Annotated in this window: 19 protein-coding genes and 2 riboswitches; of the genes, 15 read left to right on the forward strand and 4 right to left on the reverse strand. The window is 37.1% G+C overall.

The window, feature by feature from the left end:
- The first annotated feature begins 136 nt into the window (after positions 1-136).
- The 6 genes from metK to IWB64_RS09970 all read left to right on the forward strand — a co-directional run bounded on the left by metK (position 137) and on the right by IWB64_RS09970 (position 9,823).
- Positions 137-1,393 carry a methionine adenosyltransferase gene (gene metK / locus IWB64_RS09945; RefSeq protein WP_194533861.1) on the forward strand — a complete coding sequence of 419 codons (1,257 nt, stop codon included), beginning with the start codon at positions 137-139 and terminating at the stop codon, positions 1,391-1,393.
- A gap of 76 nt (positions 1,394-1,469) precedes the next feature.
- Positions 1,470-1,582, forward strand: a riboswitch (SAM riboswitch).
- Positions 1,583-1,704: 122 nt separating this feature from the next.
- Complete coding sequence (locus tag IWB64_RS09950; RefSeq protein WP_194533862.1) at positions 1,705-2,979, forward strand: O-acetylhomoserine aminocarboxypropyltransferase/cysteine synthase family protein; 1,275 nt, start codon at positions 1,705-1,707, stop codon at positions 2,977-2,979.
- A gap of 75 nt (positions 2,980-3,054) precedes the next feature.
- Positions 3,055-6,441 (forward strand): bifunctional aspartate kinase/homoserine dehydrogenase I, encoded by a 3,387-nt coding sequence (gene thrA, locus IWB64_RS09955; protein ID WP_194533863.1) that lies wholly within the window; start codon positions 3,055-3,057, stop codon positions 6,439-6,441.
- Between the two features lie 53 nt (positions 6,442-6,494).
- The gene (locus IWB64_RS09960) at positions 6,495-7,658 is read left to right on the forward strand and encodes a trans-sulfuration enzyme family protein (protein ID WP_194533864.1); all 1,164 of its coding nucleotides are present in this window, start codon (positions 6,495-6,497) and stop codon (positions 7,656-7,658) included.
- A 209-nt stretch (positions 7,659-7,867) separates the two neighbouring features.
- Entirely contained in the window at positions 7,868-9,010 is a 1,143-nt protein-coding gene (locus IWB64_RS09965; RefSeq protein ID WP_194533865.1) for an MFS transporter, read from the forward strand.
- 45 nt (positions 9,011-9,055) lie between these two features.
- Complete coding sequence (locus IWB64_RS09970) at positions 9,056-9,823, forward strand: helix-turn-helix domain-containing protein (protein ID WP_194533866.1); 768 nt, start codon at positions 9,056-9,058, stop codon at positions 9,821-9,823.
- A gap of 42 nt (positions 9,824-9,865) precedes the next feature.
- Here the strand turns inward: IWB64_RS09970 and IWB64_RS09975 are convergent, their stop codons facing one another.
- The 4 genes from IWB64_RS09975 to IWB64_RS09990 all read right to left on the reverse strand — a co-directional run bounded on the left by IWB64_RS09975 (position 9,866) and on the right by IWB64_RS09990 (position 12,977).
- Positions 9,866-10,387, reverse strand: a complete 522-nt coding sequence (locus IWB64_RS09975) for a hypothetical protein (protein WP_226975850.1) — start codon at positions 10,385-10,387, stop codon at positions 9,866-9,868.
- A 262-nt stretch (positions 10,388-10,649) separates the two neighbouring features.
- A complete protein-coding gene (locus IWB64_RS09980) occupies positions 10,650-11,510 on the reverse strand; it encodes an alpha/beta hydrolase (RefSeq protein WP_194533867.1) in 861 nt (286 codons plus the stop codon).
- A gap of 61 nt (positions 11,511-11,571) precedes the next feature.
- Positions 11,572-12,000: a hypothetical protein gene (locus IWB64_RS09985; RefSeq protein WP_194533868.1), complete on the reverse strand. Its 429-nt coding sequence runs from the start codon at positions 11,998-12,000 to the stop codon at positions 11,572-11,574.
- 338 nt (positions 12,001-12,338) lie between these two features.
- Positions 12,339-12,977 carry a hypothetical protein gene (locus tag IWB64_RS09990; RefSeq protein ID WP_194533869.1) on the reverse strand — a complete coding sequence of 213 codons (639 nt, stop codon included), beginning with the start codon at positions 12,975-12,977 and terminating at the stop codon, positions 12,339-12,341.
- A 414-nt stretch (positions 12,978-13,391) separates the two neighbouring features.
- On the opposite strand from IWB64_RS09990, the gene IWB64_RS09995 reads away from it, so the two are divergent.
- The 9 genes from IWB64_RS09995 to IWB64_RS10035 all read left to right on the forward strand — a co-directional run bounded on the left by IWB64_RS09995 (position 13,392) and on the right by IWB64_RS10035 (position 22,656).
- Entirely contained in the window at positions 13,392-13,802 is a 411-nt protein-coding gene (locus IWB64_RS09995) for an RrF2 family transcriptional regulator (protein WP_194533870.1), read from the forward strand.
- A gap of 179 nt (positions 13,803-13,981) precedes the next feature.
- Positions 13,982-14,245, forward strand: a complete 264-nt coding sequence (locus IWB64_RS10000; RefSeq protein ID WP_194533871.1) for a DUF2061 domain-containing protein — start codon at positions 13,982-13,984, stop codon at positions 14,243-14,245.
- A 7-nt stretch (positions 14,246-14,252) separates the two neighbouring features.
- Positions 14,253-14,876: a phosphoadenosine phosphosulfate reductase domain-containing protein gene (locus tag IWB64_RS10005; RefSeq protein WP_194533872.1), complete on the forward strand. Its 624-nt coding sequence runs from the start codon at positions 14,253-14,255 to the stop codon at positions 14,874-14,876.
- Between the two features lie 60 nt (positions 14,877-14,936).
- Complete coding sequence (gene cysD / locus IWB64_RS10010) at positions 14,937-15,851, forward strand: sulfate adenylyltransferase subunit CysD (RefSeq protein ID WP_317171998.1); 915 nt, start codon at positions 14,937-14,939, stop codon at positions 15,849-15,851.
- Between the two features lie 79 nt (positions 15,852-15,930).
- On the forward strand, positions 15,931-17,178 hold the full coding sequence (locus IWB64_RS10015) for a sulfate adenylyltransferase subunit 1 (RefSeq protein WP_194533874.1): 1,248 nt from the start codon (positions 15,931-15,933) through the stop codon (positions 17,176-17,178).
- A 125-nt stretch (positions 17,179-17,303) separates the two neighbouring features.
- Entirely contained in the window at positions 17,304-19,394 is a 2,091-nt protein-coding gene (locus IWB64_RS10020) for a HEPN domain-containing protein (RefSeq protein ID WP_194533875.1), read from the forward strand.
- Positions 19,395-19,396: 2 nt separating this feature from the next.
- Positions 19,397-20,194: a uroporphyrinogen-III C-methyltransferase gene (gene cobA / locus IWB64_RS10025; RefSeq protein ID WP_194533876.1), complete on the forward strand. Its 798-nt coding sequence runs from the start codon at positions 19,397-19,399 to the stop codon at positions 20,192-20,194.
- 2 nt (positions 20,195-20,196) lie between these two features.
- Entirely contained in the window at positions 20,197-21,258 is a 1,062-nt protein-coding gene (locus IWB64_RS10030; RefSeq protein ID WP_194533877.1) for an NAD(P)/FAD-dependent oxidoreductase, read from the forward strand.
- Positions 21,259-21,411: 153 nt separating this feature from the next.
- A riboswitch (SAM riboswitch) is annotated at positions 21,412-21,519 on the forward strand.
- A gap of 132 nt (positions 21,520-21,651) precedes the next feature.
- Positions 21,652-22,656 carry a homocysteine S-methyltransferase family protein gene (locus IWB64_RS10035; protein WP_194535854.1) on the forward strand — a complete coding sequence of 335 codons (1,005 nt, stop codon included), beginning with the start codon at positions 21,652-21,654 and terminating at the stop codon, positions 22,654-22,656.
- The last annotated feature ends 20 nt before the right edge of the window (positions 22,657-22,676 follow it).

Raw genomic sequence — 22,676 nt, forward strand, 5'->3', positions numbered from 1 at the left:
CTGATTGCAACCTCTGTTTTGAGTCTGAGATAGACTATGAAACAAAAAAAATGCTAAAGCAGTTGATGTTGAATATTTTCACATCATCTTCTTCTGGCATTCCGTTCAAATCCTTTTATAAAAATAGAAGTTTGTTATGCCATATTTATTTACTTCCGAATCTGTTAGCGAAGGACACCCTGATAAAGTTGCCGATCAAATAAGCGATGCCTTATTGGATCACTTTTTGGCTTTTGATCCAGAAAGCAAGGTTGCTTGTGAAACTTTGGTTACCACAGGTCAGGTAGTTTTAGCCGGTGAGGTTAAAAGTGATACTTATTTAGATGTTCAAACCATTGCAAGAGATGTAATAAACGCAATTGGTTATACCAAGGGAGAATACCAGTTTAGTGGAGACTCTTGTGGAGTTATTTCTCTTATTCATGAGCAGTCGCAAGATATTAGCCAAGGTGTTGATCGTGGTCAAAAAGAACAACAAGGAGCAGGAGATCAAGGTATGATGTTTGGTTATGCTACTAAAGAAACGGAAAACTACATGCCTTTGGCGTTAGATATTTCCCATAAAATTCTTCAGAATTTAGCAGACTTGCGTAGAGAAGGTAAAATCATTGAGTATTTAAGACCGGATGCCAAATCTCAGGTTACTATTGAGTATTCCGATGATAATGTGCCTCAACGAATAGATACTATTGTTATCTCTACACAACATGATGCTTTTACTACAGATGATGACGTTATGTTGGCGAAAATCAAAAAGGACCTTGTAGAAATTTTAATTCCAAGAGTTGTTGCGCAATTGCCTAAGGCAACTCAGGATTTGTTTGACGATAAGATTAAATATCACATCAACCCAACCGGAAAGTTTGTGATTGGTGGGCCTCATGGTGATACTGGACTTACAGGAAGAAAAATAATTGTTGATACTTATGGTGGTAAAGGAGCCCATGGTGGTGGTGCTTTTAGTGGAAAAGACCCAAGTAAGGTAGATAGAAGTGCCGCTTATGCAGCACGCCATATTGCTAAGAATTTAGTAGCAGCAGGTATTGCCAATGAAATTTTGGTACAGGTTAGTTATGCTATTGGAGTGGTAGAACCTACTTCTATATATGTAGACACGTACGGTACATCTAACGTTAACCTTTCTGATGGTGAAATTGCCAAGAAAGTGAAGACACTTTTTGATATGCGTCCACATGCTATTGAAGAACGTTTAAAGTTGCGTAATCCTATTTATTTAGAATCTGCAGCTTATGGTCATATGGGTAAAGAACCAAGAACAGTAACTAAGGTTTTTGAATCGCCATACAACGGTCGTATTGAGAAAGAAGTGGAATTATTTACTTGGGAGAAATTGGACATGGTAGATGAGGTGAAAAAAGCCTTTAATTTATAAATTTTTCAAAAATGTTGGTGAATTTAAATTAACCGACTATATATTTGCATTCACAAAAGTTCAAACACGTATTGAATAGTTATCAAGAAAGGTGGAGGGAATAGACCCTTTGAAACCTTAGCAACCCTTTGCTTCTTTGCGCAGAGAAGGTGCTACATTCTATCCCTATAATATTGGGACAGATAACAAAATAGATTACTCATACTAATCTTTTGCCTTCTTATAACTCTTTTGATATTTTACCTAATTGCAGGCTGCAGTTTAGGGTTGGGCTTTTAATTATTTTAAATAACAATTAAAAATCTAAGATTATGAGTGACCAGAAATTCTCAACCAACGCTTTACATGCCGGACATGATCCCGCACAAACAGGAGGAACACGTGCCGTACCTATTTATCAAACATCATCATATGTTTTTAATGATACAGACCATGCGGCTAATTTATTTTCGTTAGCAGAACTTGGTTTTATATATACTAGATTGAACAACCCTACCAATCAAATTCTTCAAGATAGATTGGCTGCCGTAGAAGGTGGGGTAGGAGCTGTAGTTTTTGCTTCGGGAACTGCTGCTATTTCTACAGGTTTATTAACACTTTTAAAAGCGGGAGACCATATTGTGGCTTCCAGCAGTTTATATGGTGGTACTTTCAATTTATTGAATGTTACCTTGCCAAGATTGGGAATCACTACTACTTTTGTAGATGCTTCTGATCCAGAAAGTTTTGGAAAAGCAGTACAGGATAATACAAGGGCTTTCTTTGTAGAATCGTTAGGTAATCCAAAATTGGATGTACTAGATTTAAAAGCGATTTCAAAACAAGCTAAAGCGGCACAGGTGCCTTTTATTGTAGACAATACAGTGGCTTCACCAGCACTTTTGAATCCTATTGAGCATGGTGCTAACTTGGTTATACATTCACTTACTAAATATATTGGTGGTCATGGTTCTTCTTTAGGGGGAGCTATAATTGACGCCGGAACTTTTGATTGGACTAACGGAAAATTCCCTGAATTTACTGAGCCATCCGCAGGTTACCACGGTTTGGTTTATAGCGAAGCTCTAGGTGCAGCTGCTTTTACTTTTAAATTGATTTTGGAAGGATTGCGTGATTTTGGTGGAGCTTTGAGTCCGTTTAACGCATTCCAGATTATACAAGGTTTGGAAACATTGAACGTGCGTATCAAGCAACACAGTGTAAACGCTCTAGAATTGGCCACTTGGTTAGAAGGAAGAGAAGAAGTGGCATGGGTAAACTACCCAGGTCTTAAGAGTAGTAAGTACTATGATTTAGCCAAAGAGTATTTACCAAAAGGACAAAGTGGATTAGTTACGTTTGGAATAAAAGGAGGTTTTGAGGCGGCTAAAAAAGTTACCGATGCTACCAAGATTTTCTCTCTATTAGCTAACATTGGCGATACCAAATCATTGATTATCCACCCAGCTAGTACAACGCATCAGCAGTTAAATGCAGAGCAACTAGAAGCAGCTGGTGTAGGTCAAGATCTAATTCGTTTGTCAGTTGGTTTAGAAGATATAGAGGATTTAAAAGCAGATTTGGAAAATGCTTTCGCAGCACTCTAAATAATATAAGTTTTTCTATTAGAAATTAATAAGACCTAACCCGGTGTTATGTCGGGTAGGTCTAATACAAGTCGTATGCTTCATCATTTGAAATTAGCAAACTATACTACAATTAGTGGGGTAACTCAAGATATTGAGTTGTCTTATCAGTTGTTTGGTCAAGAATTGCACACTGCACCCATAGTACAGGTTAACCATGCTTTAACCGGTAACTCTAATGTTACAGGAAAAGGCGGTTGGTGGTCTGCACTTATTGGCGAAGGCAGATGTATTGACACCAAAAAATACACGATATTATCGTTTAATATTCCCGGTAACGGAGACGATAAATTCATTATCGATAATTATAAAGATTTCGTAGCGGGAGACATTGCAAGAATTTTCTTGTTGGGGCTTCACGAACTTGAAATCACGAAATTATTCGCGCTTTTGGGTGGCTCTTTAGGAGGAGGAATTGCCTGGGAAATGGCTGCCATCAATCCTAAAATGATGCAACATCTCATTCCTGTGGCATCTGATTGGAAGTCTACGGATTGGTTGATAGGGAACTGTCAGATTCAAGAGCAGTTTTTGGTAAATAGTAAGCAGCCTGTTCATGATGCACGTATGCATGCCATGCTTTGTTACCGTACACCTGAATCGTTCAAAGAACGTTTCAAAAGAAGCACTAATGAAGAGCTTCAGGTTTTTAATGTGGAGAGCTGGTTAAGACATCATGGAGAAAAGCTGCAAGAACGTTTTCAGCTTTCGGCCTATAAGCTCATGAACCAATTACTCAAGACTATAGATGTCATGAGAGATGGGGAACAGAATTTTATCGACCTTCAAAACAGTGATGTAAACATTCATATTATTGGGGTAGATTCTGATTTGTTCTTTACGGCAAAAGAAAATAAAGAAACCTTTAAGCGGTTAGCACAGGCCAATGGTAACGTGACTTATGGTGAGGTACATTCTCTTCATGGGCATGATGCTTTTTTGATTGAGTTTGAACAGATGGAAAGGCTATTGGAACCTATTTTTAGTACCAATGGAAAGTCAAAACAAGCGAAGGTCCTGAAGTTTGGTGGAAAATCACTTGCCAATGGTGAAGGGTTGGAACGTGTCTTGGAAATTATTTCTAGCAAAGTAAAAGAAGGTGAAAATATTGCCGTAGTTCTGTCTGCTAGAGCAAAGGGAACTGACCAATTGGAAGCTATTTTAGAAAAGGCAGCCAATGGCGAAAACTATTATAAGGATTTTGAGGCTTTTGAAAAATATCAGAAGCATACATTTAAGAACGTTAACCTTTCGGCGGAGTTCAAAGACCTCGCAAAGTTGCTTGAAGGAGTTTCTCTTTTGGGAGATTACAGCCTAAAAATAAAAGACCAGTTATTGTCTTTTGGCGAGCTTATCTCTGCAAAATTGGTCACTAAATTATTGATAGGGAAAGGTGTAAAAGCCGTAATGCTTGATGCTAGAAAACTGATAAAAACCGATTCTAATTTTGGCGATGCTTCTGTTAATGAAGTTTTATCAAAAGAGTATGTGTTACGAAGTTTTGCTAAGCTAGATGCGGATGAAGTGCCTATTATTACAGGTTTTATTGCTTCTGATGAAAAAGGAGAAACTACCACTTTAGGTCGTAACGGTAGTAACTATTCTGCAGCGTTGTTTGCTAATTTCTTGAATGCAGAAGAACTTCAGAATTATACCCACGTAGATGGTATTTACACAGCTAATCCTGATTTGGTGTCCGATGCTAAACGTATTTCTCACCTTTCTTACGGAGAGGCGAATGAACTAGCTAATTTTGGTGCTACTATTTTGCACGCCAAAACCATAATTCCATTACTGGAAAAGAATATTCCGCTGCGTATTTTAAATACGTTCAACAATGATAATGAAGGGACATTAATAAGTGCAAAGACCGAAGAGGGTGGTATTAAATCGCTATCTGTTATTGAAAATGTATCCTTAATTAATGTAGAGGGTAGAGGTCTTTTGGGTAAAGTAGGGGTGGATGCCCGTATTTTTAGCGCACTCCAAAAAAGCAATATAAGTGTTAGTATTATTTCGCAAGGTTCTTCTGAGCGAGGTATTGGGTTGGTTGTAAATGCTGATCAAGCACTAGAAGCTAAAAGAGCTTTAGATAGAGAATTTGAAAGCGATTATCAGTCCAAGGATATTAACATGATTACGGTCTTGGATGAGGTTTCGGTTATATCAATTGTGGGTCAGGACTTGAGTACGTTCCATAGACCTTACAACTCTTTGATTAAAAATCAGATAGCACCACTACTTTTTAATAATACGGTATCTGGCAAGAACGTGAGTCTTGTCTTAAGAAAATCTGATTTGAATAAAGCATTGAATGTAATGCACGGTCAGATTTTTGGAATCAGTAAAAAGGTGAATTTGGTGATTTTTGGTCACGGAAATGTTGGAGGAACGCTTATTGACCAAATCTTAAAATCGACTAAAACCATACAAAAACGAAAAGGTATAGACCTGAATGTTTTTGCTGTAGCCAATTCTAGAAAGATTTTATTGAATAAAAAAGGAATTCCTAAAAACTGGAAATCCGCCATTGAGGATAAAGGTATTGCTTATAGCGTTGAAGATGTTATTGCTTATACTAAAGAGCACCATTTAGAAAACTTGATTGTTGTAGATAATACGGCAAACAGTGATTTTGTAGCGCATTATTTTGAGTTTGTAGAAAATGGTTTTGATATTGTTTCGTCCAATAAAATAGCGAACACCTTAGGCTTTGATTATTATCAGTTATTACGAGAAGAACTGGATAAACATCAGAAACAATACTTGTATGAAACTAATGTAGGTGCTGGTCTTCCGTTAATAGATACGATACGTTTATTACATCTTTCAGGTGAAAATATCACAGGTATAAAAGGTGTGTTCTCGGGCTCGTTAAGTTATATTTTCAATACTTTTTCTGAGAGCGAAGAGCCATTTTCGAACATATTAAGGGCGGCAATGAAAAGCGGCTTTACAGAGCCAGACCCTCGTGAGGACCTTTCAGGTAATGACGTAGGTAGAAAGCTGTTGATTCTTGCCAGAGAATTGGATTTGAGCAACGAGTTTTCGGATATACATATTGAAAACCTGATACCGGAAGAATTGAGAGATGGCGATGTCAACCATTTTCTTGACAACTTAGATTTGGTAGATGCGAAGTTCAACGAAATTAAAAAGAACCAGAAACCAGGTCATGTACTTAGGTATGTGGGCGATTTACACGGAAACCTTCAAGAAGAGAAAGGTATACTGGATGTAAAATTGGTTTCGGTGCCAAAAGAAAGCGCATTGGGACAAGTAAAAGGTTCCGATTCTATAATAGAAATATATACGGAATCGTATGGGGAAAACCCGTTGGTGATTCAAGGAGCAGGAGCAGGAGCAGCGGTTACGGCAAGAGGTGTTTTTGGGGATATCCTCAGAATAGCCGAAAAAGGATAATAAAATAAATTTGAAACAGTAGAGAAAGTTCTCTTTCTGTAAATTACACGATCATGGAAAAGAAATTTGAAACGAACGCCATTAGAACTCAGTTGGAACGCACTAAACATTTAGAGCACTCTGTACCAATGTACATGACTTCTAGTTTTGTGTTTGAAGATGCAGAAGATATGCGCGCTTCGTTTGCGGAGGAGAAGGAGAGAAACATCTACTCACGCTATTCAAACCCGAATTCATCAGAATTCATAGAGAAGGTATGCCAGATGGAAGGTGCCGAAAATGGGTTTGCCTTTGCTTCCGGTATGGCTGCTGTATTTTCTACGTTGGCTGCACTTTTAGATAGCGGAGATCATGTGCTTTCTGCACGAAATATTTTTGGCTCAACGCATTCGTTGTTCACCAACTTTTTTCCAAAATGGAATATTGATCACACCTATTTTAAGATTGATGATTTAGATGCTATAGAGGGATTGATTACGCCAAAGACCAAAATTATATACGCAGAGTCTCCTACTAACCCAGGTGTAGATATATTGGATTTGGAAGCTTTAGGAAAGATTGCAAAAAAGCATAATCTAATTTTAGTCATAGATAATTGTTTTGCATCACCGTATTTGCAACAGCCTATTAAATTTGGAGCAGATTTGGTAATCCACTCCGGAACGAAATTAATGGACGGGCAAGGACGTGTACTTGCAGGTATTACAGTGGGGTCTAAAGAATTAATTGAGAAAGTATATCGCTTTTCTAGAATTACTGGGCCTGCCTTGTCGCCTTTTAATGCTTGGGTACTTTCTAAAAGCTTGGAAACACTGGCCGTTCGAGTTGACCGTCATTGTGAGAATGCATTAAAATTAGCTGAATTTTTGGAAGCTAATGACAAGGTAAACTGGGTTAAATATCCATTTCTAAAATCGCATCCAAAATATGAAATTGCTAAAAAGCAGATGAAAGCTGGTGGATGTGTAGTAGCTTTTGAGATTAAGGGTGGACTACAAGCCGGACAAAAGTTTTTCGACTCTATAAAAATGTTATCGCTTTCGGCTAACTTGGGTGATGCACGTAGTATAGTAACGCATCCTGCCTCTACTACTCATAGTAAGCTTTCCGTAGAAGAAAGAGCAGAAACGGGCATTACAGATGGTATGGTCCGCGTATCAGTTGGTTTAGAACATATAGATGATATCATTGCCGATATTTCTCAGGCGTTAGGGTAGAGAAGTAATACTTTAAAACCTAATTTTATATTTTACTTAAACAAAAAAGAGCTTCCTAATTGGGAAGCTTTTTTGTTCTAAAGTGTTGACTAAAGCTTTTAACCGGAGATACATGCTGCGACCAGCATAACTTACCTTGTTTCCATTTTGGTATATCTTTTTAGAAAAACGGTCAAATAAGTCAGAAAGCATAGTTGCAACTTTGTACTATGAAAAAAATAACCAATTTTGGAATTTTTACATTACTCTTTGTTAGTAGTTTAATCATAATGGTGGGTGCTGTAATTGCACCATCACTATCAGGAATAATAGAGCACTTAAATTTTAACTATTCCCCGGGTTGGCTTATAACCCTTCCTTCACTCGGTGTTGTTGTTTTTGCACCTTTGGCGGGTCGTTTTTTGCCAAAAATCGGGGCTTTCAAAATGTTATGCTTTGGCTTAATACCTTACGCGCTATTAGGTGTCGCTGGGGCTTTTATCAACAACAACTATGTTTTAATTGTAGATCGGTTTCTTTTGGGTGGTGCTACTGTGGCAATTCAAATATCAGTAGGTTCTTTTATAGCTGACTGTTTTACAGGGGAAAAAAGAATGAAACTCATTGCATGGCAAGGTATGGCCGTAGAATTAGGCGGCGTAATCTTTTTGTCTATCGGAGGTGTTTTAGGAGAGTTGAATTGGCAATACCCATTTTACATTTACCTTATAGCCCTTGTTTGTTTTTTGTTCGTTTTGAAAACATTGCCCAATTATTCCAGCAAAATAGAACCTGAGGAAGAAATTTTGCCTCTGGAAAAAGAAGACAGTGCCAAGGTGAAAATGATTTTTTTGGCAGCTTTATTGGCAATGGTATTGTTCTTTGTCAGTTTTGTGACCTTGCCAATTTACTTGCCCAAGAGCTTCGGGTTTAGTGAATCTTTAATTGGGTATTATATGGCGTTTATCTCGGTGGTAGCTGTGGTAACGGCAAGTCAAATGCCAAAGATGGTTGCAAGATTTGGAGCCGAAAATACAGTGGTTATAGGCTTTTTGTTTTTTTTACTGGGTTATATAAGCTTGGTGACTTCAGGTACTGTTGTGTTTTTAATATTGACTTCCACCTTTATAGGAATCGGATTTGGTTTTACCATTCCATTATTGAATCATATGATGATTGAAGCAAGTTCTAGTGCTAATCTGGGCAAAAATTTGGGCTTATATTCTATGGGAGTTTTTGGCGGGCAATTTTTATCCACTTTTATAGATTACGTATCCGATGACTATAAAACCATTTATACGGTTGCCGCTGTATTGGCTTTTCTTATAGCCGTAGGTCTGTTCTATGCTTTTAAGAAAATAGACCAGCAATAGTTCTATTTTTTTTCTAACTACTTTTGAAATAGGTACGAAGAAAAAATGGCTAGAGAAGTTTGGGAGAATAAAATTCAAATTATAGAGGAACCTGACCAGAAAACAAAAATGCTTTCGGTCAATTCGTTCGGTATTTACTTTGAGCTCTCTCCTGAAAAGACATTGGGAATACATTTTAAACCCTTAAATGAATCTTTTAAAAATCAGACTTTTGATTCGCAAAATGGCACGCTAATTAATTTTGAAAGAGACTTAATTGAAGAAGATGATATTGAGTATGCGTTAGATGTAATGTCACTTTTTAACCGTTCGCCTCAATTAGTTTTAAACATATCTAAGCAAGTAAAACAGGTTCAACAAGTAATGCTGCTTATAACCGAAGAATACAATAACCCCAATTCTTCGTATATCATGCTAAAGACTTTATTGAAGTTGATGTTCCTTAATCTCATTCGTTTTCAAAATAAAGATTTTCTGGGGCAGGACCAGAATCAAAAGCGAATTTTTCAATTTTTAGAGCTAATGGAAACTTCTTTCCTGAAGCAAACGGCATCTACGTATTATGCAGCTGAAATAGGAATTAGTGAAAAACGTCTCAATCAAATTCTAAAAGAGAAGTTGGACATGACCGCTAAACAGATTATCCAACAACGTCAGATAACCGAAGCTAAACGCCGACTAATCAAAAGCGAAATAACCATTAAAGAACTGGCTTTTTTGTTAGGGTTTGATTCGTTCAGTAGTTTTTCCAGATTCTTCAAAAAAGCAGTGGGGAAGAGTCCGTCTACATATAGGTTGGAGCACCGTGAGTAGGTCTCTTGTTCTTTTATGGTGCCAAAATGATGTAATCAGTATCTATTTATAGTGTTTTGCAGCCACTGTTTTTGGGTTAATCTTCCTTTTCCAATAGATAATATAGATAGTTCCAAGAACAGTAGGAAGTGTCCAAGCAATGAGGTTTCCAATACTGAGGCCGGCAATAATAAATGCCGTTATAGAAGCGATTAAGGCACCTATCATTTTTACAATATGAGATAGTAGCCACCCGTTTTTGGTCTTCTGGGGATTTCTATAAAACTGAAAATCTTTTAAAGTTAGGAGAAGTCCAAATCCTCCAAAGAATACATATAATATACCCATAGTATTCGTTTTCAAAAAGGTATACAAACCAATGCCCAGCATTAGTATCGAAAAGAAAAGCATACTCCCTGAAATTACTTTGTCTACAACGTTGGCTTTAGTTTTTATCTTGAAAGCCAACGCACGATTACCAATTAAAACTAGATATACAGTGAACAAGCCTATTAGTAGCAAGAATAGATTTTCATGATTTGGCATCATGGCTATTGGCATAGAAATTACTGAGCTGCCAATCATGCCTATAGAAAATAACTTGCCTAATTTCTTATGTAAGGAGCTGCCTTTTTAAACAATGATACTTCCAATACCGGTAATCAATCCCACTCCTCCTAAGAAAGCGTGAATGTAAATGAGGATTTTTATTGTTTGTTCCATGGTAGTTGTATTGGTTATTAGAGTAAAACTCGGACAATACCATGGTTTTTAAAAGAAGATGTTTCCGAACTGTAGTTATTAGGGGTTGAATCGAAATTTGATTGATAATGTCAAATGTTGACTTTTATTGCTCCAGTAGCGCGTTAAGCTTCTCAACAGTCTCTCCCGGTAAATCCTTAAGGGTTTGAATGTGCTTTGTATTTGTTTTCCAAAAGGTTTTTGGTTCTTTAGCTAAATTGAAAATGGATTGTCCGCGCTCAAACGGCACAGCTCTATCTTCTTTACTATGGATGATTAACTTTGGAGTATTGTTGATATCCGAAATATCTCTAATGGCCAGATAATCTTGATTATATTCTGTGGAATCTTTAATGAAATTACGCATCAATAATCCCTGAAAATTATCTTCAATAAAGCTGTGGGCAGATGCTAAAGAACCATCCAAAACCAAAACGTCTACTTTATCAGGGTTGTCTTTGGTAAGCTTAACGGCAACTTGGCCGCCTAAAGACATGCCGTATACTACGGTTTTGATACTGTCATTTTTAACATGCTTCAAAAAATCCGTGAATGCTTCTTCGGTATCTTTCATAATACCCTTGTAACCGGGTTTTCCTGTAGATTTTCCATACCCTCGCCAATCCGTAGAATATACCCTGAACCCATTATTTACTAAGGGTTTAATTAAATCTTTGTAAGTGCTGGTATTACCACTGTTTCCTCTAATCAAAAATATATTGGCTTTAGGTGCTGTTTTTGGATAGAAAAGATAGGTGTGAATGATAATAGAATCTTCTACTTTTAAGATACTCTCTGAATATTCTAAGTTGGTCATATTGCCAACTTCAGTATCAGGTCTGTAAAATAATGTTGATTCATCGTTAGTGATTAGAGCTTTTACATATCGGTCAGACTGATAAACATAAACCGTGTAAGCTGCTAATAGAATTAAAACAACAAGACCTATAATTTTTATTTTCTTCATTTAAATAAGCTTTGAATGCACCTTGCTAATAAATTAATGACGACTATTAGTAATAGATACATTAAATATTAATATCTATAGGTCTTGCATAAGGTGTTCTGTTCACTGGTAATTCCAGTTGCTCTAAAATAGCATCTAAATCGGCTATAGAATCCTCATCTATGATTTGAGTATTAATGGTCAGTTCTTCTAGTTTCGATTTCAATATATAATCTCCAGCAAATTTTTTGATTTGGGTAATTTCATTCAAATTCATTTTTTTAGTCTGAAATAAAAGGTTTTTACTGATAGTGCCATTTTCAATAGTCAAGTATTGTTTTTTGTTTTCATAAATATATTGGGCTAGGTACAAAATGAATATTACAAAATATGTATAATCAAACCATTGTCTTTTACTGCTGAAGAAAAGTGTCAATATTACTAGGACTCCCCAAGCAATAGATATAAAAAGGTTTACTCTTAATCTTTTCTTTTTGTACCGTATGTTCATTTTCTAGTTTAGCTTAATGCTTTACACATATCTTTATAAGACCGGAACTAAAATAAGTAAAATCTTATACATTGGTTTCCAATGTATTTAGGAATTGACACAAACTTGCTGCAATCCTGTAAGCACTTGATCAATTTGGAATAAGACTGTGGCGCATAAACTCTGTCAATACGGTAGTATTTAGAAAATCATTTTTCGGTTGGTAGGAGTAAAGGACTGATTGATTCAATATTTAATAGTAATTTTAAGTAGTATGCACTGTAGTAGACTTACAATTGATGACATGCTTATTTTTAAATAAAAAAAGGACTTCACTTAGAAGCCCTTTTTAAAAATGGTTATTGGGTTTTTGCAGAGGTGTTTATGAGGTGGTTGATACGGGTGGTTATATATAGCATTTCCCTAGCAATAGAGTTTGGTTCTGAAATGAATAGTTCAACGGAATCCTCATCTTGAATATTATGGGTTTGTTCAAGTACTATTTTAAATGGGTCATTTTTAGTTATAGGTAAGCTTTTTAAAGCTTTTGGGAAAGCAAGCCAACTGCCAGAGCCGTACTTAATTTTATATGTCATGGGATGTTCTCCTCTAACCTTTCTAGTTTTAAATCCGTAATCATTTAAAGAAGCAATACTTGATAAGGCCTTGATTTTAGGATTTATACCTGCTGATTGAATGTTGAACCTATCTTGGCGTCCGTAATAGAACAAGCCCGTTTTAAGCCAAATGGAAGCGAGTTGACTTAATTCTTGATTACTTTGGTCTATAAATACCACCAGAGTTTTTTTGTTATTGTTGGATTTCTTGAATAAACTATAAGCTACTTGGTCTAATAATAATAGCCTTTCGGCTGGGATTTCCTTTAGCGTAGTGCCAATGGTAACAATGGATTGTTCTACTTTATTGTTGAGGTTTTGAGCGGTTATGGTTTGCTGAAATAAAAGGAACAGCGCCACCATTGGGATGGTTGTTTTCATAAGGTTTCTGTTTTTAATTAATTTGTTCATTGCAATAAAACGATTAATAAAATTAAATTTTTTAAGTAAAAATCATAAAGAATTTAAATACTTAGTTTGCCTGTACAAAATGTTATCGTTGCATATTAATTGCAATATTACGATTAATAGGTATTCAATTACAAAATTTTGTAATTAAATCATTGGTTTCTAGGGCGATTTAACGTTTAGGTAATATTTGAAGTATATGCGGAGTAGTGAAAATTTAGATACTCAGCTGTTATGGAAAGAATCTTAAAAAGATACGGCTAATACTACGGTATTTCTTTATGAATACAATTTATAGGTTATCGATTGGTAAACATTAGCCATTATGAAATCTTACAGAAGGCACGATATAACTACGTTTCCGTCTATTTTTGCTATATTTACCCCATGCTCTCAAAAAAGACAAAATACGGGTTAAAGGCACTAGCTTACTTGGCTTCACAGGAAGACAAGCAGCCAGTACAAATATCTGAAATAGCCCAGGCAGAGAATATCTCTCAAAAGTTTTTGGAGAGTATCTTATTGTCACTTCGCAAGAGCGGATTTTTAGGATCTAAGAAAGGTAAGGGTGGTGGCTATTACTTAATTAAGGACCCAAAAGAGGTCTTAATGACAGATGTTATGCGTATTTTGGAAGGCCCTATAGCCATGGTTCCCTGTGTGAGTCTCAACTTCTACGAAAAATGTGCGGACTGCCCAGATGAGGCTACATGCTCTGTAAATAAGCTCATGCTTATGGTGCGCGATGCCAATTTAGAGGTGTACCGTAACAACACTTTGGCCGATTTAATAGTCTGATTTTCCAATCATCACCTGAATCTGGTGAAAAATCTTCAAAATTTATTGCTGTTTATTAATAATCTACTAAATCTATAGGGTAAAAGTAAATTCTTCTATTTTTAGCCGTCTAACACAATATAAATGTACTACATTTGTTTACTCTATTAGATTGATAGGGTAATAAGATTAACACGAAAATGATTGTAGATCAATTGATTTTAGATAAAGCAGCTTCCAAGAAAAAGTTTTCAGAAGACCAAAAATCTGAAAAGCCTGTGCGTAGTATCGCCAAAGCGGTGAGCTGGAGGGTTATAGGAACTCTAGATACATTAGTAGTTTCTTATTTGCTAACTAGTGAGGTGGCTATTGCGGCTTCTATTGCCTCCGTAGATTTTGTGACTAAGATGTTCTTATACTTCTTTCACGAGCGTTTATGGAATAAAATTAATTGGGGTAAATAAATAGGATATGAGTTTTTCAGAAAAAGAAATCCAAAAGCTTAACGAGCGTTTTAAAGAGGCAGACCCATCGGTTATTATTGATTGGGCTATTGAGAACTCCAAAAATGCGGTAGTTACTACCAACTTTAGACCTTACGAAGTTGCTATTTTAAATGCAGTAGCCGATGTTAAGAACGATATTCCAGTAATTTGGTGCGATACAGGTTATAATACGCCAAATACATATAAACATGCAGAAGAAATTATTGAGAAATTAGGTCTTCATATAGACTTGTATGTGCCTAAACAAACTAGCGCACATCGGGATAGTGTAATGGGAATACCTCAAATAGAGGACCCAAAGCATGCGGTTTTTACCGAACAGGTAAAATTAGAGCCTTTTAAAAGGGCTATGGCGGCGCACAAGCCAGATGTTTGGTTTACCAACTTAAGAAAAGGACAAACTGCTTTAAGAGATTCATTAGATATTTTGAGTGTAAGTAGAGACGGTGTTCTTAAGGTGAGTCCGTTTTATCATTGGAGCGATGCTCAGTTAGATACCTATTTGGAAGAAAGACAATTGCCTAACGAACATAAATATTTTGATCCAACAAAGGTTCTTGAGAATCGTGAATGTGGGTTACATACTTAAAAAGACATTCCGCTTTAAGCGAAAAAATAATAATAGAAGCATAGCAGTAGCGAACAATATATTCAAAAAATTATGAGCCAAGATACATCACACATCAACGCCTTAGAAAATGAGGCCATCTACATCTTTAGAGAAGTAGCTGCTCAATTTGAGAGACCGGTACTTTTATTTTCCGGAGGTAAAGATTCCATCACATTGGTGCGTTTGGCACAAAAGGCATTTTGGCCAGCTAAAATCCCTTTCCCTTTAATGCACATAGATACAGGTCATAACTTTCCTGAAACTATTGAGTTTAGAGATAGATTGGTAGAGGAGTTAGGTCTTGAGCTTATCGTAAGAAATGTTCAGGATTCTATTGATCAAGGTAAGGTTAAAGAAGAATCAGGTCGGTACTCAAGTAGAAACTCTTTGCAGACAACTACATTATTAGATGCTATTGAGGAATTCAAGTTTGATGCTTGTGTTGGTGGTGCTCGTAGAGATGAAGAAAAGGCAAGAGCAAAGGAGCGTATTTTTTCTGTACGTGATGATTTTGGTCAGTGGGATGAGCGTAACCAACGTCCAGAGCTTTTTGATATGTTAAACGGTCAGATAGAATTGGGTCAGAACGTACGTGTTTTTCCAATTTCTAACTGGACGGAGCTAGATGTTTGGTCTTATATTAAAGAAGAAGAGATTGAAATACCTTCTATCTACTTTGCACATAAACGTAAAGTATTCTTACGTGATGGTTTGATCTGGTCACATTCTGATTATGTATACCAAGAAGAAGACGAAGAGGTTTTAGAGCGTATGGTGCGTTTCCGTACTGTAGGTGATATGAGTTGTACTGCGGCTGTGTTTTCTGATGCTACCGATATTGAGTCTGTTGTAGAAGAGATTCGAGATTCTAGTATTTCTGAAAGAGGAGCCCGTATTGACGATAAAAGGTCAGAAGCGGCAATGGAGAAAAGAAAACAACAAGGGTACTTTTAGGATTCTCAAAAGAGAACTAGTTTAAAAAATTGATTAAAAATGCCAGGAGTATTATGCTCAGGGCCTACAGCCAAAGAAGATGGACGTATTAAAAATAGCAACAGCAGGTAGTGTAGATGACGGAAAAAGTACCTTGATCGGTAGAATTCTGTATGATACAAAATCATTGACTAGCGATAAGCTAGAAGCCATAGAAAAGACCAGTAAGAGTAAAGGGTATGACTACCTAGATTTCTCATTGGCCACAGATGGTCTAGTGGCCGAGCGTGAGCAAGGTATTACAATAGATGTAGCACACATCTATTTTTCAACTGCAAAGAAAAGTTACATTATAGCGGATACTCCCGGGCATGTAGAATACACACGTAACATGGTTACAGGTGCTTCTACTTCACAAGCAGCGATTATTTTAATCGATGCTAGAAAAGGAGTTATAGAGCAAACGAACCGTCACTTTTTTATCAATAACCTATTGCGCATTAAAGACGTGGTAGTGGCTATTAATAAAATGGACTTGGTAGATTATTCTGAGGAAACTTATAATGCTATTAAAGCCGATTTTCAGGAATTGATGGCAAAAAGGGATTACCAAGATCAGAAGATTACATTCATTCCTGTTAGCGCCCTTAAAGGTGATAACGTAGTGAATAAAACAGACAAGACACCTTGGTATACAGGCCCTACTTTGTTAGAGCATTTCGAAGCTTTAGACCGCAAAGATATTTTTAACGTAGGTACGCCACGTTTCCCAGTTCAGTATGTTATTCGTCCAAAGACAGAAGATTTTCATGATTTTAGAGGATTCGCTGGTAAAGTTTACGGTGGTGAACTAAGCGTTGGTGATGAGGTGGTAGCACTTCCGTCTCAGACAAGATCTAAAATTAAAGAGATTTATTTTCACGATAAGAAATACCAGACGGCTTCAAGAAGATCATCTGTAACGATAACTCTTGAAGATGAAATCAATATCAGTAGAGGAGATATGTTGGTAAAAGTTGACGAGATGCCTACTATAGAAAAGCAGTTTACGGCTACCATTTCTTGGATGGATTCAAATAAACTGACTACAGGTAAGAAATACGTTGTACAGCATGGTGTGAACAAAGTATTGGCCAAAGTAGATAACATTCACCACAAAATTAATCCAGATTATTCAGGTATTGATTCGGATGTAGATGGGTTGGGCATGAATGATATTGCTCAGGTAACCTTCAAATTAAACAAGCCTATTTTTTACGATAAGTTTAAAGATCACCGTACCAATGGTTCGTTCATCTTAATAGATACGCAGACCAATAGTACAGTAGGAGCAGGCTTCATAAGCTAAGAAGTGTCTCATTAAACTAAAAAGGCTAAGTCGTGTTGATTTAATCAGCTCTATAAAACCTATAGAAAAAATATACAATTAATAAATCTACCTATAAAAAGGTAAGAAACTAGAAGAGATACAGCATGCAGAGTTTCAGAACAGAAATAGAAAACCCGATAGTTGAGAAGGATATTTTGGCCCTAGAGGCTAAAATACGCCAGTTCAAAGAAGGTAATTTAGACGAAGAAAAGTTCCGCAGTTTGCGTTTGGCCAGAGGTGTTTACGGTCAGCGTCAGCCAGGGGTACAGATGATTCGTATTAAATTGCCGTACGGTAAGGTTACTTCTAAGCAGTTAAAGCGTATTAGTGATGTTTCTGATGAGTATTCTAGAGGTAGATTACATATTACTACACGTCAGGATATCCAAATTCATTATGTTGATCTAGACCGTACACCAGAACTTTGGGCGGAGTTGGAGAAAGATGATGTTACCATTCGTGAAGCTTGTGGTAATACGGTGCGTAACGTAACGGCTAGTGAAACTGCAGGTATTGATATAGATGAGCCATTTGATGTTTCGCCTTACGCACATGCACTTTTTGAATATTTCCTACGTAACCCGATCAGTCAAGAAATGGGGCGTAAGTTTAAGGTTTCTTTTTCTGCTAGTGATGCGGATACAGGTCTTTCATACATGCACGATCTTGGTTTTATCGCTAAAATACAAGATGGTGTAAAAGGTTTTAAAGTAATGTTAGCTGGTGGATTAGGTTCTCAGCCACGTCACGCCGAGCTGCTTTTTGAATTTCTTGCAGCAGATAAAATTATTCCTTTAATGGAAGGTGTGGTTCGTGTTTTTGACCGTTATGGCGAAAGAAAGAGTAGGGCCAAAGCAAGAATGAAGTTTTTGTTGAAAGACTTAGGTCTTGATGGATTTAAAGCTTTATTGGAAGAAGAGCAAAAAGCGATTCCTGTTCAAATATATCCTATTGATGAAGCTGCATATCCAAAAGTGGAGGTGGCTAAAGTTGATGCACCTCAAGTGGAAATAGAAGATACGGAAGCTTTTGAAATCTGGAAGTCAACAAATCTTATTCCTCAGAAACAAGAAGGTTATTCTGCAATTGGTATTAAAGTGCTTTTAGGAGATTTTTATACAGATAAAGCAAGATTGTTGGCGGATTTGGTAGAGCAATATGCTGCTGGCGAATTAAGATTGAGCTTGCGTCAAAATATATTGATTCCTTATGTAGCAAACGATTTGGTTCCTTTTTTCTATAATGAATTAAAGAAATTAGGTTTTGTTGAGGCCGGTTATAACAAAGCTATAGATATTACAGCTTGCCCGGGTACGGATACTTGTAACTTGGGTATTGCCAGTAGTACAGGTATTGCCGAGGAATTAGAAAGAATTATGAAAGTGGAGTATCCGCAGTACATCAGCAACCCTGATGTTGTAATTAAAATTAGCGGATGTATGAATGCCTGTGGTCAGCATAACATGGCCAATATCGGTTTTCAGGGAATGAGTGTTAGAACAAAGGATAAATTGGTAGCACCGGCACTTCAAGTATTGTTGGGTGGTGGTACCGATGGAAACGGTAACGGAAGATTTGCCGATAAAGTAGTGAAAGTACCTTCTAAAAGAGGTCCTCAAGCATTACGATTGATTTTGGACGATTACGACCAAAACGGAAACGGAAAGTCGTATGCTGATTATTACGAAGAGAAAGGTCAGATGTATTTTTATGATTTTCTGACGCCACTTTCTGACGTTGATAATCTTACTGCAGAAGATTTTATCGACTGGGGTAACACGGAACGTTATGAAAAAGCGATTGGTATTGGTGAGTGTGCCGGTGTGGTAATTGACCTTATTGCAACCTTACTTTTTGAAAGCGAAGAGAAAATACAGACAGCACAAGAGTCTTTTGACGAAAACAAATGGGCAGCAAGTATCTACCATTCGTATTCTTCAATGGTTAACTCTGCAAAAGCAATGTTGACTTCCGAGAAAGCGAAAGTGAACACGCATGCAAGTATCATTAAGGATTTTGATGAAAAATTTGTTGCCTCTGGCAGAATAGATTTAGGTCAAGGTTTTGAAGAACTTGTTTTAAAACTGAATAAGAACGAACCAACGGAAGCTTTTGCAAAAAGCTACTTAGAAGATGCCAAGGTATTTTTAAAAGCAGTTGAAAAGTTTAGACAACAAGAATTAGCAGAAGCTTAAGCATGAAATATACCAACCAAAATAATAACACTTTATCTAACGAGGGCGGTCGCTTTACGGTTGTAGGAGCAGGTCCTGGTGATGTTGAGCTCATAACGCTCAAGGCCATCAAGGCGCTTGCTAGTGCAGATGTAGTGTTATACGATGCGTTGGTGTCGGTTGAGCTGTTGGATTATGCCCCCAAAGCCGAACAGATTTTTGTAGGCAAAAGAAAAGGATGCTATGCATACCAACAAGAACAGATAAACGAATTGATTGTAGAGAGAGCTAAAACCAATGCACATGTGGTGCGTTTAAAAGGAGGAGATCCATTTGTATTTGGTCGTGGTGCCGAAGAAATGGAATACGCTGCAGCTCACGGGTTGCAAGTAGCCATGGTTCCTGGTATATCCTCATGTTTGTCGGTTCCTGCATCTCAAAATATTCCGGTTACTAAAAGAGGTGCTTCCGAAAGTTTCTGGGTGATTACCGGAACAACTAAAGAACATAAACTTTCAGGAGATGTGGCTTTAGCTGCAAAAAGTAATGCTACAGTCGTTATTTTGATGGGCATGTCCAAGCTATCGCAAATAGTGGAATTGTTCAAAACAGAAGGTAAATCTGAAACCCCAATTGCTATCGTACAAAACGGGACCAGGAAAGACGAAAGAATTACAGTAGGTACTATTGCTTCCATTGAAAATGATGTGGAAAAGCAACAATTGACCAATCCAGCAATAATTATAATAGGTGAAGTAGTAAAACACAGGGCGGGCATTTTATCCATTGCCCAGAATCAAGAATTACAGTTAAGTAAATAGTTATGATAAAAACAGATATTCTCATCATAGGCGCAGGCCCAACAGGTCTTTTTACAGTATTTGAAGCAGGCTTGTTGAAATTAAAATGCCATTTGATAGATGCATTACCACAAACAGGTGGGCAGTGTTCGGAAATATATCCAAAGAAACCGATTTATGATATCCCGGCTTTCCCGGAAATTCTTGCAGGAGATTTGGTAACGAACCTTATGGAGCAAATAAAACCATTTGAGGCGGGTTATACTTTGGGTGAGCGTGCTCAAACTTTGGATAAGCAAGAAGACGGTTCTTTTATCGTAACTACGAATAAAGGTACAAAGCATCACGCTCCTGTAGTTGTAATTGCTGGCGGACTTGGTTCTTTTGAACCTAGAAAACCACCTATTGAGAACATTACGGATTTTGAAGATAAAGGTGTTGCTTACATCATTAAAGACCCTGAAGTGTACAGAGACAAAAAAGTGGTTATTGCCGGTGGTGGCGATTCTGCTTTGGACTGGGCTATTTTCTTGGCCGATGTAGCTTCTGAAGTATCTTTGGTACACAGAAGAAATGAGTTTAGAGGAGCTTTGGATTCTGTTGAAAAAGCAGCAGAATTGGCAAAAGCAGGAAAAATAAAATTGTTCACCGAAGCTGAGGTGAAGAAACTATATGGCGATGATCATTTAGAGGCAGTTGTTGTTAAGCATAACGATGCCGAAAAAGGAGAGAGCTATGTTGAGGTAGATAGTTTTATTCCGTTATTCGGTCTTTCTCCAAAATTAGGGCCAATCGGTGATTGGGGTCTAGAGATTGAGAAAAATGCTATCAAGGTAAACAACGCTAAAGATTACCAAACAAACATACCGGGAGTTTTTGCTATTGGAGATGTAAATACATACGAAGGCAAATTAAAACTGATTTTATCAGGTTTCCATGAGGCTGCGGTAATGTGTCAGTTTGCGTATAAATTGATAAATCCAGGTAAAAGATACGTTATGAAATACACCACTGTAGGTGGAGTAGAAGGATTTGACGGTACAAAGAAAGAGGCCAAAAAAGAGGTCGTTCAAAGTATTTCTTAAGTAATTATTAGTGTTCATAATTAGTAAAAACCTTCTGTTATTCTAATATAACAGAAGGTTTTTGTGAAATATGTAGGGCCAAAAACAGCTAGGTTTCTTTGGTTTTGAACTAGATGTGGCGTTACTTTGCAAATCGTTCATTAAAATACGTGACTGTTATCAAGAAAGGCGGAGGGATTAGACCCTGTGAAACCTTGGCAACCCTTTTCTTATAAAGAAGGTGCTACATTCTATCCTACATATTTGTAGGACAGATAACAAAGAGAGGCAATTATATTTGTCCTTATTCCTTTGCTTGATAATTGTTTGTAGGTTGATTTTAAATAATGTTTTTGATGTTTTATATATCAAATTCAATTATAAATGAATGCTCAATTAGAAGGAGGAAAAGAAATGAAAAATATTCGAGAAATATTAAAGGAACGCATACTAGTGTTAGATGGTGCCATGGGTACGATGTTGCAACGCTATAAATTTACCGAGGAAGATTTTCGCGGTGAGCGTTTTAAGGATTGGAAATCTCCGGTACAGGGTAATAATGATTTATTATCCCTAACACAACCGGAAGCTATAGCAGAGGTGCATAGAAAGTACTTTGCTGCGGGAGCGGATATAGTTGAAACCAATACGTTTTCTAGTACAACAATCGCCATGGCAGATTACGGTATGGAAGAATTAGTGTACGACTTGAATTTTGAATCTGCGCGGATTGCTAAGGAAGTTGCAGATGAATTTACGGCCAAAGAACCTAATAAACCGCGCTTTGTTGTGGGAAGTTTAGGGCCTACTAATAAGACGGCAAGCATGTCTCCTGATGTTAATGATCCTGGTTATAGGGCTGTTTCTTTTGATGAGTTAAGAATTGCTTATAAACAACAAGTAGAAGCCTTGTTAGATGGCGGAGTAGATATGTTGATGGTGGAAACTATTTTTGACACATTGAATGCGAAAGCCGCATTATTTGCCATAGAAGAAGTAAAAGAAGAACGTAATATAGATGTGCCTATAATGGTAAGCGGGACAATAACAGATGCTTCTGGTAGAACCTTATCAGGACAGACGGCCGAAGCATTTTTGATTTCTGTTTCGCATATTCCAATTTTATCCGTTGGTTTTAATTGTGCATTAGGAGCAGACCAATTGGTGCCACATTTAGAAGTGTTGTCTACTAAAACGGAGCATGCTGTTTCAGCTCACCCTAATGCCGGTTTACCAAATGCTTTTGGAGAATATGATGAAACGCCGGAACAAATGGCGGCGCAGATAAAAGAATATGTAGAAAAAGGTTTGGTCAATATCGTTGGTGGATGCTGCGGTACTACACCGGAACATATTAAGGAAATTGCTGATTTGGTAAAAAAGTATGATCCAAGGTCGTTACCCGTTACCGGACAATAATTTTGTTGTTGCCAACCAAG

Origin of the sequence: Zobellia nedashkovskayae, from assembly GCF_015330125.1 — a bacterium.
GTDB classification, from domain to species: Bacteria; Bacteroidota; Bacteroidia; order Flavobacteriales; family Flavobacteriaceae; genus Zobellia; species Zobellia nedashkovskayae.